General features: G+C 37.8%; 14 protein-coding genes and 1 pseudogene. 3 read left to right on the top strand and 12 right to left on the bottom strand.

Translation table 11 applies throughout. From position 1 onward, the window contains the following. Nucleotides 1-34 precede the first annotated feature (34 nt). From pepT to dut, 7 genes and pseudogenes are all read right to left on the bottom strand, one after another. On the bottom strand, nucleotides 35-1,264 hold the full coding sequence (pepT, locus tag U5B17_RS07780) for a peptidase T (protein WP_430804780.1): 1,230 nt from the start codon (nucleotides 1,262-1,264) through the stop codon (nucleotides 35-37). A gap of 11 nt (nucleotides 1,265-1,275) precedes the next feature. Beyond that, a complete protein-coding gene (dcuC, locus tag U5B17_RS07775; RefSeq protein ID WP_430804779.1) occupies nucleotides 1,276-2,580 on the bottom strand; it encodes a C4-dicarboxylate transporter DcuC in 1,305 nt (434 codons plus the stop codon). 13 nt (nucleotides 2,581-2,593) lie between these two features. After that, nucleotides 2,594-3,292, bottom strand: a complete 699-nt coding sequence (gene pepE, locus U5B17_RS07770; protein ID WP_430804778.1) for a dipeptidase PepE — start codon at nucleotides 3,290-3,292, stop codon at nucleotides 2,594-2,596. Nucleotides 3,293-3,301: 9 nt separating this feature from the next. Continuing rightward, nucleotides 3,302-4,618, bottom strand: a complete 1,317-nt coding sequence (locus tag U5B17_RS07765; protein WP_430804805.1) for an amidohydrolase — start codon at nucleotides 4,616-4,618, stop codon at nucleotides 3,302-3,304. A 120-nt stretch (nucleotides 4,619-4,738) separates the two neighbouring features. Then, a pseudogene (locus U5B17_RS07760) lies at nucleotides 4,739-5,860 on the bottom strand (M20 family metallo-hydrolase); the annotation flags it as partial. Nucleotides 5,861-5,934: 74 nt separating this feature from the next. Then, nucleotides 5,935-6,672 carry an EI24 domain-containing protein gene (locus tag U5B17_RS07755; protein ID WP_430804777.1) on the bottom strand — a complete coding sequence of 246 codons (738 nt, stop codon included), beginning with the start codon at nucleotides 6,670-6,672 and terminating at the stop codon, nucleotides 5,935-5,937. Next, nucleotides 6,672-7,367 (bottom strand): dUTPase, encoded by a 696-nt coding sequence (gene dut, locus U5B17_RS07750; protein WP_430804776.1) that lies wholly within the window; start codon nucleotides 7,365-7,367, stop codon nucleotides 6,672-6,674. Before dut ends, U5B17_RS07755 begins: the two co-directional genes overlap by 1 nt. 127 nt (nucleotides 7,368-7,494) lie before the next feature. Between dut and U5B17_RS07745 the strand changes: the two genes are divergently transcribed. Continuing rightward, nucleotides 7,495-7,683 (top strand): hypothetical protein, encoded by a 189-nt coding sequence (locus U5B17_RS07745; protein ID WP_230057288.1) that lies wholly within the window; start codon nucleotides 7,495-7,497, stop codon nucleotides 7,681-7,683. On the opposite strand, the gene U5B17_RS07740 is transcribed toward U5B17_RS07745, so the two are convergent. Continuing rightward, nucleotides 7,678-9,999, bottom strand: coding sequence for a putative bifunctional diguanylate cyclase/phosphodiesterase (locus U5B17_RS07740; protein WP_430804775.1), 2,322 nt, complete (start codon nucleotides 9,997-9,999; stop codon nucleotides 7,678-7,680). The two genes, U5B17_RS07745 and U5B17_RS07740, sit on opposite strands and share 6 nt — an antisense overlap. 27 nt (nucleotides 10,000-10,026) lie before the next feature. Then, entirely contained in the window at nucleotides 10,027-11,859 is a 1,833-nt protein-coding gene (gene ciaB, locus U5B17_RS07735) for an invasion protein CiaB (RefSeq protein WP_430804774.1), read from the bottom strand. A gap of 91 nt (nucleotides 11,860-11,950) precedes the next feature. Between ciaB and U5B17_RS07730 the strand changes: the two genes are divergently transcribed. Together U5B17_RS07730 and U5B17_RS07725 are read left to right on the top strand one after the other, a co-directional pair. Further along, nucleotides 11,951-12,559, top strand: coding sequence for a hypothetical protein (locus U5B17_RS07730; RefSeq protein WP_430804773.1), 609 nt, complete (start codon nucleotides 11,951-11,953; stop codon nucleotides 12,557-12,559). Further along, nucleotides 12,556-12,969, top strand: coding sequence for an acyl-CoA thioesterase (locus U5B17_RS07725; protein ID WP_430804772.1), 414 nt, complete (start codon nucleotides 12,556-12,558; stop codon nucleotides 12,967-12,969). Before U5B17_RS07730 ends, U5B17_RS07725 begins: the two co-directional genes overlap by 4 nt. A 41-nt stretch (nucleotides 12,970-13,010) precedes the next feature. Here U5B17_RS07725 and U5B17_RS07720 read toward each other — a convergent pair whose 3' ends face one another. The 3 genes from U5B17_RS07720 to U5B17_RS07710 all read right to left on the bottom strand — a co-directional run bounded on the left by U5B17_RS07720 (nucleotide 13,011) and on the right by U5B17_RS07710 (nucleotide 15,800). After that, the gene (locus U5B17_RS07720; protein ID WP_430804771.1) at nucleotides 13,011-13,868 is read right to left on the bottom strand and encodes a formate/nitrite transporter family protein; all 858 of its coding nucleotides are present in this window, start codon (nucleotides 13,866-13,868) and stop codon (nucleotides 13,011-13,013) included. Between the two features lie 99 nt (nucleotides 13,869-13,967). Beyond that, on the bottom strand, nucleotides 13,968-15,248 hold the full coding sequence (locus U5B17_RS07715; RefSeq protein WP_430804770.1) for a TRAP transporter large permease: 1,281 nt from the start codon (nucleotides 15,246-15,248) through the stop codon (nucleotides 13,968-13,970). A 9-nt stretch (nucleotides 15,249-15,257) separates the two neighbouring features. Beyond that, nucleotides 15,258-15,800, bottom strand: a complete 543-nt coding sequence (locus U5B17_RS07710; RefSeq protein ID WP_430804769.1) for a TRAP transporter small permease — start codon at nucleotides 15,798-15,800, stop codon at nucleotides 15,258-15,260. Between the last annotated feature and the right edge of the window lie 6 nt (nucleotides 15,801-15,806).

Below are 15,806 nucleotides of genomic sequence, written 5' to 3'. Positions count from 1 at the left end.
AAACTATGGTAAACCTACCTTTATAGTGGCTGTTTTAGCCCTTTGCTACTAATGTTACTATCTGCTTTATAACATCACTTGCAGCCTTTAGTGAATTAAGCGGCAAATACTCATATATCGAGTGAAAATTATGCGCGCCTGTAAAGATATTTGGGCATGGGATACCCTTTGCTGAGATAACAGCCCCATCATAGCCACCACGCATTGGTTTTATCTTTGGTGTGATACCTAAATTTTCATAAGCCTGTTTTGCGTAGCGTATGGCTGGTGCATTCTCATCTTTTAGGTAGTTATAGACATTTTCATAGCGATCAGATATTTTTATATCAATGCGATTATCCCAAATTTTGTTCAACCCATCAGCTAAATTTTGCAAAAAAGCTTTTCGCTCGTGGTATTTTGCCTCATCAAATTCCCTAATATCAAGCTTTAAAACCGTTTTTGCACTGTTTCCACTTAGCTCCTTAACCCAGTAATATCCCTCTTTGTTTTCAGTGTATTCTGGAGCTTCACCATTTGGCAAAAGTGAGATAAATTTATGTGCTAAAAGTAGTGAATTTACAAGCTTTCCTTTAGCATTCATAGGATGAGCGGACTGACCTTTAAAAGTAAGAACACAGTCTCCTGCATTCCAGTTTTCATATATAAACTCTCCTATCTCACAACAATCCAAACAATATCCAAAATCAGCACCAACAAGAGCTGTATCAAGTGCTTTTGCACCGCGTAACCCCTGCTCCTCATCAGGAACAAAACAAGCCACTATCTCGCCGTGCTTTACCTCTGGATGAGTGCAAAAATACTCAAATGCATTAACTATCGCTGCTATGGCTGCTTTATCATCAGCCCCAAGCAAACTAGTTCCATCAGTCACAATAATCTCATCGCCAACATAGTTTGCAAGCTCACTAAACTCACTTTGTTTTAGATAAATTTCAAGCTCTTTATTTAAGCAGATGTCGCCTCCACTATATTTTACCACCTGTGCTTTTGTATCATTTGTCTGCTCAGCACTTGTATCAAGATGAGCGAAAAAGGCTACACTTGGTCCTTTGTGGTCTAAATTTGAAGGGAGTTTTGCGATAAGTATAGCCTTATCGCTAAGCAAGATGTCTTTTACTCCCATAGCTTCAAACTCTGCTTTTATAGCCTTTGCTAGAGTTAGCTCGGTTGGGTTTGATGGCATTATGCCATTTGCACCGTTTTCTCTATTTGTAGTTGTATTTATTTTTGTATAGTTTAAAAAACGCTCCAAAATTTCCATACTCTACCTCCTTAAAGCACAAAAAATGCTATAATCACAACAGATAAAAACATTCCCAAAGCCGTTCTTTTAGCAATAGCAACAGGGCTAACCATAGCAATACCGGCACAAACTATGCAAGCACCAGCGATTGGAGAAGCTGAACGACCAAGAGCGCCAGCTATGGCTGCTGCCATACCAAGAGTAGCTTGATCAAAGCCAAGGTCTGTTGCATGAACAGTAATAGCCTGATTAAACGCCATGGCTGCTGCATCGCCTGAACCAGTCACAACACCCATGATAAATGGTATAAAAGTTCCACCAAATTTTACAAATTCATTTGAGTTTTTTAACCATGTTATGACAACATCTATCGCACCGCATGCAGTTAAACCAGCGACAAATACTCCAGCTGCTATAATGATACCCATAACCTCAGCATACGCGCTCCCCATACCGCTAAAAAATTCTTTTGTGATTTTTTGTGGGTTTGTCCAAGTTACAGCGATAGAAACAATAGCTCCAAGCAGCATCGCCTCCGCAACACCCATCTTTGTCCATGCTAAAAATGGATAGTTTTTAAGGCTTGTACCACCTATAACCAAGATAACCAGTGGAACAAGTGGCATCATCGCATATAAAAAATTTGTCTTTTCGATAGTTGTTGTACTAGTTTTATCATTTGTGTTGCTAAAATTTGTACCTTTTTGATAGTCTTTTAAGATTATGGCTATGACGCTCATGACTATAAGAACGACGATTAAAGATATTATCGCACTTGGGAACTGCACCTTTATAACCTCTTGCACAGTGTAGTCAGGCACACTCTTTTTAACCATATCAGCGACAAAGACATTGTGTGCCGAGCCAGGACTTAAAACTCCTCCAAAAGTGCCAGCAAAAACTGAAGCTGCTGCCATCTCAGGGCGCACGCCAGCTGCCATTAGCAAAGGTATAAGAGTAGCGCCAACAGCTGCTGAACAACCTGCCGCTGAAGGAATGGCTATATTTATAAAATATGTCAGCGCAACAGTTAGTGGGATAAGCACAAAGCCAACATTTTTAAGTGGACTAGTCAAAAGGCGTACAAGGTGCTGGTCACATTTTGTATATTTCATCACAAAAGCAAAGCCCATACTAGCACAAATAGCCTTTATTAGTCCAGCCTTTACCATATTATCAGTAAAGGCTTTAAAGCCAGCCATCGGATCAAACGCGGCTAAACAAAGCAACAAGCCAACGCCTATAAGCACAGTGCGTGTTTCAAATTTTTTAATAAGCAAAAATACCACGGCTACGATACCAAGTATCGCTAAAATCAGTCTAAAACTCTCCATAACTTCCCCTTTTTTAAATTTTAAATTTCAAGCCAAGCTGTATAGTCTGTGGCTCTTTTTCATACTCAAATTTTAACGCATCCGCATGACCAAATATCTGCGCCTCATCGCCGTTTATAACTATCGCAGACCCTTCAGGAAGTGCATAAATTTGCGACTTTTGATTAGCTATTAAAAACTCTTCAAGTCGCTCCTCTCTACTCTCGCCATTATGCCCCAAAATTTTACCGCTGATAAAATGTGGGTTTATTTGATGTGGGAAAATTTTAAAACTATCAAACGAGCGTGGCATAACGATAGGCATATCATTTGTTGTCATCATCGTGCTTCCAGCAACATTCGCTCCAGCCGACCAACCAAAGTAAAGCGTACCATCTTCAACAGCCTCACGCACCGCATCAACTAAGTCAAATTTATAAAGAAGATACAAGAGCATGAAAGTATTTCCACCACCAACTGCGATAGTTTTAGCATTTTTAACTGCTGCTTTTTTATCTTCATATCGGTGTATAGATACGATTTTATCGTTATTTAAGCACTCACGAACCTTTGTTTCATACTCTTCGTTCGTTCGCCTAACCCCAGCAAATGGGATAAACAAAATTTCATCATCCCAGCGCTCGCCACAAAAGTCTTTTATCCAGCCTTTACAGTGATTTAAGTAGCCTGTATCTTTATAGCTTGACGCGCTTAAAAGTAGTGCTTTTTTCATTTTTTCTCCTTATCTTATGCCGTTTAGCTCAAAGGCACAGCGTAAAAATATATCTACGCCACTCACTAAACAATCTTCATCAAAATCAAATTTTGCATTATGATGTCCTGCACAAAGCTTAGTGCCTATCATCAAATAACCACTTTTGCCACCATTTTGCTGGACTTTTTGCATAAAGTGAGCAAAGTCCTCACATGCGCCAAAATTTAGCTCACGCCTAATCTTATCATCTTGGATAAATGGCGATGCAAGTGCGCATTTTTCATAAAGAGAAGTTGTAAATTCATCACTATCCCCACCACTTGTTCCGCCGGTCGAAACTATCTCGTACTCTACCCCATAAGATAAACTTACACCCTTTACTATCTGCTCGCATTTTTCTCGCATAAAGTCATTAAGCTCAGTTGTCTCACCTCTAGTTTCACAAGCCAGATAGCCGTTTGGCGCTATGACATTTCGACCCTCACCAGCCCTTAAAACACCGACATTTATACGCGTAACTCCATCACTATGGCGGGTTATGGCGTGCATATTAAGTGCTATTTGAGCAGCCGCTAGAAGAGCGTTTGCTCCCTCTTGTGGAGCACCAGCTGCGTGAGCAGACTTGCCCCTTAAGATGACATCAAATTTTGAGGTCGCTAAAAGTTTATTTGTGCCACATATTATCCCACCAAAATTTGTCGCCTGAAAGCCAATATGTCCGCCAAGCAGGTGCTGCACACCATCAAGCACACCAGCCGCTTCCATGCCCACAGCACCCCTTGTGCCCTCTTCTGCTGTTTGAAAGATAAAGCGAAATTTACCATTAAACTGACTTAAATTTTTTGCTATCAGCTTTGCAAGCCCTAACCCTATGCTTATATGCCCATCGTGCCCACAAGCATGAGTTATACCGTCAATATCAGCCCTAAAGCCCTCTTTAAATGGTCTATGATCATCTTCTTTACTCTCGGTTACATCAACACCATCTATATCAAAGCGAAAAGCCGTAAATTTGCCATCTCTACCAGTATCTATATCAGCAACCAAACCAGTTAGTCCGTCCTGCATAACATCAAGGTACTTTGCCTGTTGGGCATTTAGCAAATTTCTTGCTCGCTCTAACGCTTTTTGGCAAGCTTCAGCTGAACCAAGTCCGGCTCTTTTATCCACAACAACAACATCTTTACCCATTTTTAGCGTATATCCCAGTTTTTCTAGCTTATCAGCTATAACTGCAGTCGTAAAAAATGTATACCAACCAGTTTCAGGATGCGCATGAAAAAAGCGACGCTGAGCTATGAGCTCATCTTTTAGTGCCAAAACTTCAGTTGCTATCTTATCCATTTTTACTCCTTTGCAAGCTCTACCATACTTTGCGCCAAAAGCTCTGTCGCAAAAAAATGCATCGCTAAAATTTATATTTTCATTTGTGTTATGGCTTATACCATTTTCGCATGGCACAAATATCATGCCAACACTATCTGCAATCCCCTTTAAATGCATTGCGTCATGCCCTGCGCCGCTTGGCAAAATATGCGTTTTAATCTCAAGCTTTTTGGCTATATCTTGCATCAAATTTATAACGCCATCATCAAGCCTAGTAGGCGTGTCACGAGTAAGCTCTTTAAGTTCAAATTTACAGCCATGTTTGATACAAATTTCATCTATCTGTTTGCAAATTTTAGCGTCTAGCTCGGCTAAATCCAAAACATCAACATCTCTTATATCAAGCCCTAAAATACACTCTCCGGGTATAACATTTAACACACCTGGTACGGCTTTTGCGTAACCTACTGTCGCAACAGCAGTCTTATATGTTTTTGCATTTTCATTAACCGCAAGAATGATCTCGCTAGCACAAACAAGGGCATCACATCGCATATTCATAGGTGTTGCGCCGCTATGATCGGCTCTGCCTAAAATTTTTAACTCATAGCGTATGGGTGCTGCTATGCCGCTTACTAGCCCAACTGGTATACCTAAGCGTTCTAAAACAGGTCCTTGCTCTATATGTAGTTCCAAATATGTCTTGTAAGTTCCGTTTTTAAGTAAAGAATTTTCTAAATTTTCAGGCGTAAAACCAGCGTTTTGCATCGCCTCAAAAGCACTTACTTCATCATCATCTTTTAGCTCTTTTATGTGGTTTTTACTAAGTTTGCCAGCAACTATTTTTGAACCCATAGTTGCCATCTTAAAACGGCTTGATTCTTCGCAAACAAAGACGATAAGCTCAAGTGCTCTTGTAAGCTTTTTTGTGTTTTCCTTTATCGATCTTATTGCTTCAAGTCCAGCCATTACACCAAGAGTGCCATCATAAAAGCCGCCCTGAGGGACACTATCAATATGCGAACCAACGCTTACTGGCGGTAAATTTTTATCAGCAACGCCTTCATCATATCTAGCAAAAATGTTGCCAACATCATCGACTCTAACACTAAGACCAGCCTCTTTGATTAAATTTAGTAGATAGTTTCTAGCAGCAATATCCTCGCTGCTAAAAGCAAGGCGCGTAAGTCCACCATTTGGCAAAGCACCAAATTTTGAGATAGCCTCAAACTCTTTTTGTAACCGACTTCTGTTTATCATAATGCCGCCTTTTTTAAAAAAATATAAAAATATAAAATTACTATAATTTTATCAAAGGTTGGTTATAAAATAGCTTAAAAACGAGTTGCAGCCTCTACTTGAAAAAATAAATGTGATAAAAATGTGATAAAAAATAGCTGAAAAAGTAGTCCAAGCAGTGGCACAAGCGAGATAATGTAAAAACAAAAGGCAAAAAACATAAATTTAAATCCGCCATTATCCAGCCAAAGTAGTTTAAATTTCGCCTCGCTTATGGTATTTGAGCCGACATCTATAAGCAAAAGCTTTGCGTAAATATAAAAAAATGGGACATTTATAGCTATAAAATTTATAACTGGTACAAACATAAAAGGCAGACAAATAAGCAAAAGACCAAGGAATTTAAGACCCACAACCCCCATAAGTCTCAAACTTTTAGCCGTGCTAATTGGTATAAATTTTGCTCTGTAATGGCGGACATTTATCTCATTTGCAACAACTGGCGTTAAAAATCCAGCTATACCAAGGGCAACTACAATGCTAAGCATAAGCATAAAGTAAGTACCAATCGCATAAAGCGTAGCACTTAAGACCCAGCTAACAGCCCCGTGGCTAATAACGCTCATAATCATAGGATATGCACTAAGGTCAAAAAACCAAAAGTCTCCACTATTAAGCGCTTGAGAAAGCACATCTTTAAGCTCAGAACTAGCCCAAAAAAACCCAACTCCAAGTACTATAACACTACAAATAAGCGGCAAAATACTAAGCATGATAAATTTTTTCGTCCAAAAATCACGCAAAGACAGTAAGAAAAGGTTGTAAATTTGCATTATTTTATAGCTTTGTATTCACGCTCAAGTGCCGCATAAATTTCATCCACGCTACCAAGTCCACGAGATAAAATTTCACTCATAACAACATTATCCTCTTTGCCATTCCACAGCTTTTTATAGCTACCCTCTTTATAGCCATTGTGCTGACGAAAGCGGTTTAGGACATTTTTAGCTATGTAACACTCATAAAGCGAGTAGAGATTAACTCCGCATTTTAGGGACATAGTGAAGTAAATTTTAAGTATGTCAAATATATCATTTTCAAAGCCACTACACTTATGTATAAGCATCTCAATATCATTCATAATCTCATAAATGCTCTCATCAGCCACTTTCATAGGCTCTTTACAAAAGCTTGAAAATCCACTTGCAGCACAAATTTCATCAGCTAGTTTATTTGTATCGCCAAGCCCCTTTGCTTTATAAATTTGCAGGGCTAAACTCATTACAAAGTGCCATATATCAACGACTTCAACACGCAAATTTTGCTCATCTGTTGGCGCAGATATACTCTTCCAATGTTTCCAAGCAAAGCTATCTATAAGCTCAGCACACTCCATATATATGCAACGGCGCCAGTTGATAAGCTTGCCTTGTTTTGTATAGCCATTTTCCCAGCCATTTCCATTAGTTTCATCATTTAAACTTTGCTGTAAATTTAACATCGCTAAAACTATGTCTTTTTCGTTCATCATATCGCCTTTTTCTTTTTGGCTGAAATTATAGCAAAAATGGCTGAAATTTTAAGTGTTGATGTAAATCATCTTAAAAAAATAAAAATATCACTATAATAACAAAAATTTTTAAAAAGGAGTAAAGATGAGAGAAAATAATATCGTAGTTTGCAATGTTTGCGGGCTAAAAAGTACAGATGATGCAAATGCCGTTTTTATCCGTGCGCACAAAAATGGCGAAGAGGTAGATATATGCACAAGCTGTGTACCTAGCGTTATACACGGTTCTGGTATGGTTGTTAAGTCAAACGATGAGATAAAAGCTGAACTATAAAAGTCTAGAATAGCCGCGTATAAGCGTTATAAAATCATCTTCGCTAAGCGGCTTACCCCAAAAATACCCCTGAATTTCTTCACATCCAAGCTGGCGTAAAACTTGCACCTGAGCCTCGGTTTCAACACCCTCTGCTATCGTTTTTATACCTAAATTCTTTGCCATAACTATAATGGCTCTTACAACCTCGCGCTCAGCTTCATTTAAGACGATATTATCAACTAGCTCTTTTGCTATCTTTATCTTATCTATGGCGTATTTGCTGATATAGCTTAGTGATGAAAAGCCTATTCCAAAGTCATCAAGCGCAACATCTATGCCTCTTTCTTTAAACTGCAAAAGCGCCTCTTTCATTATCTCATCAGACTCCATAAGACTTATCTCTGTGATCTCAAAGCATATGTGTTCTGGCTTTATATCAAACTCGCTCATATATTCAAACATCGTAGGGATAAAATTCATATCTTCAAGCTGGCGCGGAGATACATTTATGCTTATTTTTAGATCAAGTCCGTACTTTTTGTTTAGCTCAGCTATTTGTTTCATGGCGTTTTTAGCAACAAAGTAGCCTATCTTTGATATCATCTGACTCTCTTCTGCTATTGGGATAAAAACCCCAGGAGAGATAAAACCTTTAATCGGAGAGATCCATCGCAAAAGCACCTCAGCACCCTTTAGCTGACGACAGATTATCTCGTATTGTGGCTGGTAGTACAGCTTAAACTCATTTTTAAAATTTGCATTTTCAAGCAAAATTTCTAAATGCTGTTTTTGCAAATTTTTAAACCCTATCTTCTCGTCATAAACCACATAACTAAGACTTATACTCTCTTTTGCATAGCTTAATGCCTCTTGAGAGTGTGCCAAAAGATCGTCGGTTTTTATATGGCTTGTTTGAGTGTTGCTGATACCTATGCTTGCATTTAAGTAAATTCTTTGCCCATCAACCATAATCGGCGTGCGAATCTGTTTTAAAATTTCATTACAAAACTGGATATAGTCATTTTCTTTGGCTTTTATCTTTGTTGCAATAACTATAAAATCGCCACTAAATCTCCCTACGATACCATTTTTAGGCAAAATTTCTTTTATATTATTTACAAGTCTTATTAAAACCTCATCGCCAGCGTAATGTCCGTATGTATCGTTAATAAATTTAAAGCGATTAAGGTCGATGTTATAAACACTAACCTCCTCACCCATATCCATTGTCTTTATCATCTCATTTAACTGCTTTAGAAAAAATGGACGATTATAAGCTTGTGTTAGATAGTCATATTTACTAGTATCGCTAAGTGTATTGTATTTTTGCACTAAATCTTCTTTACGCTTTTTTATAAGCTCTTTTATATTATCTTTATTTTTTCTATACTCCTCAATGAGCTCTTTAGTTTGAGCTATATTTGCAACATGAAATGTTATCGTAGCGTAAAATAATGTCACACAAAGCATCGCTGCGGCATATATATAGTCTATATCTGCACCAAAAAATAGCTTTACGATAATAACAAATATCAAAATACTAGACTTTTTTAGTATCGAAATACCCGCACTATCTTTAACTATAACAAGTTTATGCTCATTTGGTTTTAAATAAAACGACGCTAACATCATCATCATAAAAACTACACCAAAACCAAGATCGCCATAGTCGTTGTCAAAGTCATATCCTAAAATATCGCCAAACGAGTAGAAAATATCATAAATAGCATAAAAAAGCACAGCAATAAGCAGTATATAAAAGGATTTACATTCGTTTGAATTTTTTATAGAAAATAGTATAAAAAATACAAGAACAAAGATAAAAACATCGTTAAAAAGATAAAATAAATTATATAAAAATCTTGTATTTGAAACATCTGTAATAAACCCATCATTTAAAAAAACTGAAAGTATAAAAGCAACAGCTGTTATAAAAACCGTTCCTGTATCTATGCTAGCTTGGGCTGGATTGATAAATTTTACATAAGAGATATACATCCTTACAAATGCCCAAAATAGGCAAAATATAGGCACGGCATACGCTGTTTGCATCCAAAAGTCATCTCGCGAGTCTTCCCAGTTAAGCACGGCATACAAAACATCAGCTATCGCCCATGTAAATATCATCCAAAATATCGCTAGCCAGTAACTTTTCACAAAGCCATTACGCAAAATTTGCACTAAGATAACGCCAGCCACACAGAAGTTAAAAACAGCAGATAGGCGTATGACTATATCTTCTTTGTCTATGTGGATATAATAAGCATAAAGTGCAAAAAGAGAGATAACTATGACAGATGCTATAGTTTTAAAATACGGATTAACCTTTGTCATTAAAAACCTAAACCAAATTTTTACTCATTATAGCTCACTCGCCCTTTGTTGCCACTTAGCCCACTCCCCACTCTCATCAACTTCATTACCAATATCTTCATAGCGCGCGTAGTAGTGCCTCACAAAGGCTTTAGCCTTAGCGTTTTGTGGCAAATAAGTTGTACCATTTGACTCACAAAATTTAGACAAAAACTCGCCAGCTTCTTTTTTATCGCTGTAATGCCTAGCTAAACTTTCATAGTTTTTAAGGCAAATTTCTTTAAATTTTTGATATCCAGTCTGAGTAAAATCGACACTTAAAGCACCATCATCAAACTCTAAAACATTGCACTCAAAAAGCAAACTTAAATGTATCAAACCTTCGCAATAATAAGCCCTAACTTCATCAACTTTCATCCAAGCGATAAGACCAACTGCCCGCGCGATAAGCTCGTGAAAAACCGCCATCTTATACTCGCTTGCTTCATGCAAAAAGAAATTTACAAGCCCGCCAGTTGTAGCCTTATACTCTTCTATAAACTTAAACAAACCGCCTTTATTCATCGTAGTTTCAGTATCTTTATCGATAAAAAGGATATGCCCAAACTCATGACCGATAGTAGAAATTTCATAGACTTTTTTCCAAGTTTTTGGCTTTAAAAATAAAATTTCTCTGCCAAAATCCAAAAATTCTTGGCTAAATATCTCGCCCGATAAGCGCATAAAAGGCTTTGCCTTTGCGCTGGCATAAACATGCTCTATAAAGGCAAAAATTTTCTTACCACATCTTGCGCTAACGCTCTCGTCATTTGGCACAACCTGTGCGCTAAAAAGTCCATTTAACTCCGCACCATAATAAATCATCGGCACACTGATATAAAGCTGAGTGCGATTTACATTTTCGCAAACTTGCGCGTTCATGTGCTCGTTTTTTACACCTATATTTTGGCAAATTTTCTCATACGAAGAGATGATATTTTGCTTAAATTTATCTGTATCAACATCACTAGCACCAGTCAGCCTTATGTCCCACTCAAGAGCAACAGCATGTGTATAAACATCTTCATAATACTCCAGCGGATGACCTGGTTGAAGCTCTGATTTTACACTCATCCAAGCTACTTCTGCAGTCTGCCATGCTGATATAACGCGGCTATTATCACTCTGGCAAAAGGCATTTTTTAAAGCAGCAAAATAGTTTATATACGCTTCATGCTCATCATTTTGGCTAAATTTTCTAAGCTCTTTTATCATCTTTTCAAAAGCATCTTTTATCTTGGCAACATCACTTTTAAAAGCCACAGCATACGCAGCAAACTCAAATTTATTTTCAGTTTTTATAACAGCCCCATAAGTTCTATCGGCTCGCTTACCATCTTCATCAAGCTGAAAAAGCTCGTTTTTATCGATAAACTCCAAAGCCTCATCAAGCGTCTTAAATCGCTGTTTAAACTCAGCATTTGTAGTATCTAAAATTTGCTCCTCCCAACGCACTTGCCAAGCATTTAACAAAAGTCCTATCTCATGCATGCCGTCTAGTAAAGCAATATAAAACTTATCTAAAATTTGCTCATCTTTTGCCATCTTTATAAGCTCTGCATGGCTTTGCTCATAAAATTTACGCACAAACTCATACATCGCTCTTTTAGTGTTTAAAATTTCAGCTTCATTTCGCCCAAGCTTTTTTAGCTCATTTTCAAGCGGATCAACCTTTAAATCAACGATACGACCAGCCAAAGCTATACGCTCTGAATTACTACCATTTAAAGCACAAATTTTTAATGCTTCTTTTATAATGTCAGAGTTTAAGTTTTTATAAATTTCATTTATCTTTGTCTTTTTTTTAGTTACAAGCTCATTAAGTCTTTTAAAATTATTCATAAAATTTCCTTTTTAAAAGTCTATATTTTATCATAAATTTATATTTTCAAAGCAAATTTATAGTAAAATATATCTATAAAAAGGAGGTTTAATGGTATTTTTGAGGCTTTTTGTAATTTTCATTACTTTTTCACTAATAAGTCTTATTGGCATACTTTGCATGTATGTAGATATGAAAATTTTTGGACTTACTTACATAACAGAAGAGTCAGTAACTGAGATAATGCAAGAGCTTATGGTTTTTATAGTTTGCATTTTATATGCCTGTAGTATAAAAAACACCAAAGAATTTTTACGGATAAATATCCTAGTTTTTGGCTTTTTTACAGCAATACTTATAAGAGAGTTTGACTTTGTCTTTGATAAAATTTCACATGGCAGCTGGGTTTGGGCGGCTGTTTTGGCTAGCATTATGGCGATAGCACTTGCTTTTAAAGAGCCAAAACGACTAGCGCGCGAACTTGATGAGTATATGCAAACAAAGGCATTTTTACTAATGCTTTTTGGGCTTTGTTTGGTTTTGGTTTTTGGACGAGTTTTTGGGACAGGGTCATTTTGGGCGGTTATTTTACCAAGTAGCGAAATTTCAGTTGTAAAAAACATAGTTCAAGAAGGTATAGAGTTCTTAGGCTATACGATGTGCCTTATCTCGGCAATAGTATTTAATACAAAAAATTTAAATTTTAAAGGAAAAAAATGAAAGATCTAAGTGGCTTTGGTGAACCGCGCATAAAAGTTGTGGCACTTCCAAAAGATACAAATAGTGCTGGCAACATCTTTGGCGGATGGATAATGAGCCAGATTGATCTTGCTGGCGCAAACGCGGCAAGAGAGTTAGCGCCTGAGCGAGTAGTAACGATCTCAATGGAGCAAATTATATTTAAACAGCCAGTTTTTATAGGGGATGTAATAAGTTGCTATGCAAAGATACTATCTGTAGGTACAACTTCGATAAAAATACAGATAGAAGTAACGGCTTTAAGGCTAAATGCTGAAGGCTTTCGCGAATGCCTACATGTTACAAGCGCTATCGCAACTTTTGTGAGCGTAACAAAAGATGGGATTAAAAAACCAATCGATCTTGAGATAAAACGCTTACACGGCTTTTAAAAACTTAAATTTGCCAGCTTTTGCTGGCAAGATAAAGTGCGCTAACTATCGTTTTCTTCCTCACTCTTTGCAGAGATAAATCCAACAAGTCCCACAAATAAAAAGCCACCGATAATATTACCAAGCGTTACTGGAACTAAGTTTTTAACCAAAAAATTTGTAATATTTAGCTCATAAAGCAAATTTGCATTTATTTTTAAAAGCTCGCTCAATGCTTCAATACTTCCAACCTTGACTAACAAATCAGCCTTTGCAAGCAATGCCTCGGTGATGATAAACATATTTGCCACGCAGTGCTCCATAGAGCATGCTACAAATGCGGCTACCATCCATAAAATAGTAAAAAATTTACCCGCTATATCCTTTTGCATATTTGCTGACCAAACTGCCATACACACAAAGATATTGCAAAATATCCCACGCAAAAAGAGTTCTACAAACGATAGCGTAACTTTATCTGTGCCAATAGTTACAAAAGTTTTTAGTATCGTTGCGTTAAATTTTTGTGGCAACCCAGAGTAATAATACATATAAGCCACCATAACGCTACCAACAAAGTTAAACACCCAAATAATAGACAAATATCTAAACACGGCTATCCAGCCTATCTTAGAGTCATAAGCACCAACACCAGATATAACAGAGCCAGTAAAAAGATGTCCGCCATAAAATACAACCATCATCAAACCGCAAGAAAACGCAAGTCCTCCGATAAAATTTGACATCCCAATGCTTAGAGTTTGTGCCATACCAACGGTTGAGTGTGCCCAAAATATATCACCCATAGCAATAGCTCCCCCAGCCATTATAGACATTATGATAACAGCTTTTAGTGGGGCTTGCGCCTTTTTTGTCATATTTAAAACAAGTGCTTTAGCATTTTCTTGTGGAGTTAGCATCTAGGCTTTCCTTTTTGTAGGAGATTTGGGTTTTATGGTAGCTAAAAAGTATTGAAATTTATATAAAAATAAAGGGGCAAAATGCCCCTTTATTAAGTTTTAACCATACATTAGGTTTGGAAGCCAGAGTGAAATTTCTGGGATATAAGTTATTAGTAAAAGTCCGATAAATAGCGTTAGAGTCCATGGTAGGCATGAGATGATGACATCTTTTAGCTTCATGCCAGTTAGGCCACTTGCGACAAATAAATTTAGCCCCACAGGTGGCGTGATCATGCCAATCTCCATATTTACAATAAGAATGATACCAAAGTGAATCGGATCAATTCCTAGCATCGTAGCTATAGGTAAAAGTAGCGGCACCATAATCATCACAACCGATGATGGCTCCATAAACTGACCCATGATGAAAAGCAAGATATTTACAAGCACCAAGAATGTGATCTTGCCGATATTTGCACTTAGCATCGCGTCTGCTATGGCTTGTGGGATCTGCTCGCTCGTTAGCAAATATGCAAAAACAACGGCATTTGTGATGATGAAAAATATCATCGCAGTTGTCATGGCTGATTCAAGGCAGATATTCCATAGATCTTTAAATTTTATATCTTTATAGACAAAAAGTGAAATCACAAGCGCATATACAGCACTTGCAGCTGCTGCTTCTGTTGGGGTAAAAATTCCGCCGTAAATTCCGCCGATAACCACAACTATGATAAGTAGCGCCCAAAATGCCTTGCCAAATTTCTTGATACGCTCACTCACGGGCTCTGGCTCGGTAGCTTTAAAGCCAAGCCTTTTTGCACCGATATAAGTTTGTGCTAGCATCATACCGCCAAGTAAAATTCCGGGCACAACACCAGCCATAAATAACTTACCAATACTAACCTCAGCTGTAACTCCATACACGATCATAACAACCGATGGTGGAATGAGAATTCCCAAAGATCCAGCAGTCGTGATGCCACCCACAGCGTAAGTCGCAGGATAGCCTGCCTCTTTGATCGCTACAAACATTATCGATCCGATCGCTACAACAGTTGCTGGCGAGCTACCTGAAACCGCAGCAAAAATTATACAAGCAAAGATCGCCGACATCGGAAGTCCACCCGGCAAATGCCCCACCATAGACTTAGCAAAGTCGATGATGCGACGAGCTGAGCCACCCTTACTTAGTAAATTTCCAGCTAAGATAAACATCGGTATCGCCATAAGCGAGAATTTGTTTATGCCGTCAAATATCAGCTGTGGGATCGCCGCAAGCTCCAAATCCGTAAAAAGAAACATCGTAAGAACAGTGCTTGCACCAAGAGAAATGGCCACTGGCACGCCGATAAGCATGAGCCCAAACAGCGATATAAATAAAAATGCTATCGTCATTTTAGCTCCTTATTTTTTATCAACTGAGTCGTGTATCGTCTCAGCTTCTGCATTGATGATGACTTTCTCCGCTGGAGTTTTTGCTACTTCAAAAATTTTCTCTCCAGCTCTATAGCTAGCACCCAAAAATGCCACTGGAAGCACCAGCATCGGTATCCACTGAGGTATGCCAAGATCCACACTCATAAAGTCAAGCTCGTGCATAACCATAAGATACTGAACGCCATAAACTACTATAAATAGCAAAAATGCCGTAGTTAAAATGTGTGAGAAAATAACATAAGCCTTTGCGATCGGAGCTGGAAATTTCTCGATCAAAATAGTAACACTTATGTGAATTCCACGCTTAAATCCATATGCTGCAGCAAAAAATGCCGACCAGATGAAAAGGTAATTTACCGCCTCTCCAGCCCAAGCAAAACCGCTGTTAAAAATATAACGCATTACGACATTGACAAAAGCAAGGAGAGTCCCCGCCGCTATGCCTACAACCGCGATCGTTTTATTAACCGAGGCGATGCCGACATCTAAAATTTCAAAAAACCTTTTCATCGTAAG

Source organism: Campylobacter australis, assembly GCF_050586305.1.
Taxonomy (GTDB): domain Bacteria; phylum Campylobacterota; class Campylobacteria; order Campylobacterales; family Campylobacteraceae; genus Campylobacter_A.
The sequence above is the reverse complement of the archived record's forward strand: the minus strand, read 5'-3'. Positions and strand labels throughout refer to the sequence as shown.

What these genes read in the sequence shown, in the direction of transcription:
- pepT (WP_430804780.1), bottom strand. Translation starts at nt 1,264, where the DNA reads ATGGAAATTTTGGAGCGTTTTTTAAACTATACAAAAATAAATACAACT.
- U5B17_RS07755 (WP_430804777.1), bottom strand. Translation starts at nt 6,672, where the DNA reads ATGCAAATTTACAACCTTTTCTTACTGTCTTTGCGTGATTTTTGGACG.
- U5B17_RS07740 (WP_430804775.1), bottom strand. Translation starts at nt 9,999, where the DNA reads ATGACAAAGGTTAATCCGTATTTTAAAACTATAGCATCTGTCATAGTT.
- U5B17_RS07710 (WP_430804769.1), bottom strand. Translation starts at nt 15,800, where the DNA reads ATGAAAAGGTTTTTTGAAATTTTAGATGTCGGCATCGCCTCGGTTAAT.
- U5B17_RS07730 (WP_430804773.1), top strand. Translation starts at nt 11,951, where the DNA reads ATGGTATTTTTGAGGCTTTTTGTAATTTTCATTACTTTTTCACTAATA.
- U5B17_RS07725 (WP_430804772.1), top strand. Translation starts at nt 12,556, where the DNA reads ATGAAAGATCTAAGTGGCTTTGGTGAACCGCGCATAAAAGTTGTGGCA.
- U5B17_RS07715 (WP_430804770.1), bottom strand. Translation starts at nt 15,248, where the DNA reads ATGACGATAGCATTTTTATTTATATCGCTGTTTGGGCTCATGCTTATC.
- U5B17_RS07745 (WP_230057288.1), top strand. Translation starts at nt 7,495, where the DNA reads ATGAGAGAAAATAATATCGTAGTTTGCAATGTTTGCGGGCTAAAAAGT.
- dut (WP_430804776.1), bottom strand. Translation starts at nt 7,367, where the DNA reads ATGAACGAAAAAGACATAGTTTTAGCGATGTTAAATTTACAGCAAAGT.
- U5B17_RS07720 (WP_430804771.1), bottom strand. Translation starts at nt 13,868, where the DNA reads ATGCTAACTCCACAAGAAAATGCTAAAGCACTTGTTTTAAATATGACA.
- dcuC (WP_430804779.1), bottom strand. Translation starts at nt 2,580, where the DNA reads ATGGAGAGTTTTAGACTGATTTTAGCGATACTTGGTATCGTAGCCGTG.
- U5B17_RS07765 (WP_430804805.1), bottom strand. Translation starts at nt 4,618, where the DNA reads ATGGATAAGATAGCAACTGAAGTTTTGGCACTAAAAGATGAGCTCATA.
- ciaB (WP_430804774.1), bottom strand. Translation starts at nt 11,859, where the DNA reads ATGAATAATTTTAAAAGACTTAATGAGCTTGTAACTAAAAAAAAGACA.
- pepE (WP_430804778.1), bottom strand. Translation starts at nt 3,292, where the DNA reads ATGAAAAAAGCACTACTTTTAAGCGCGTCAAGCTATAAAGATACAGGC.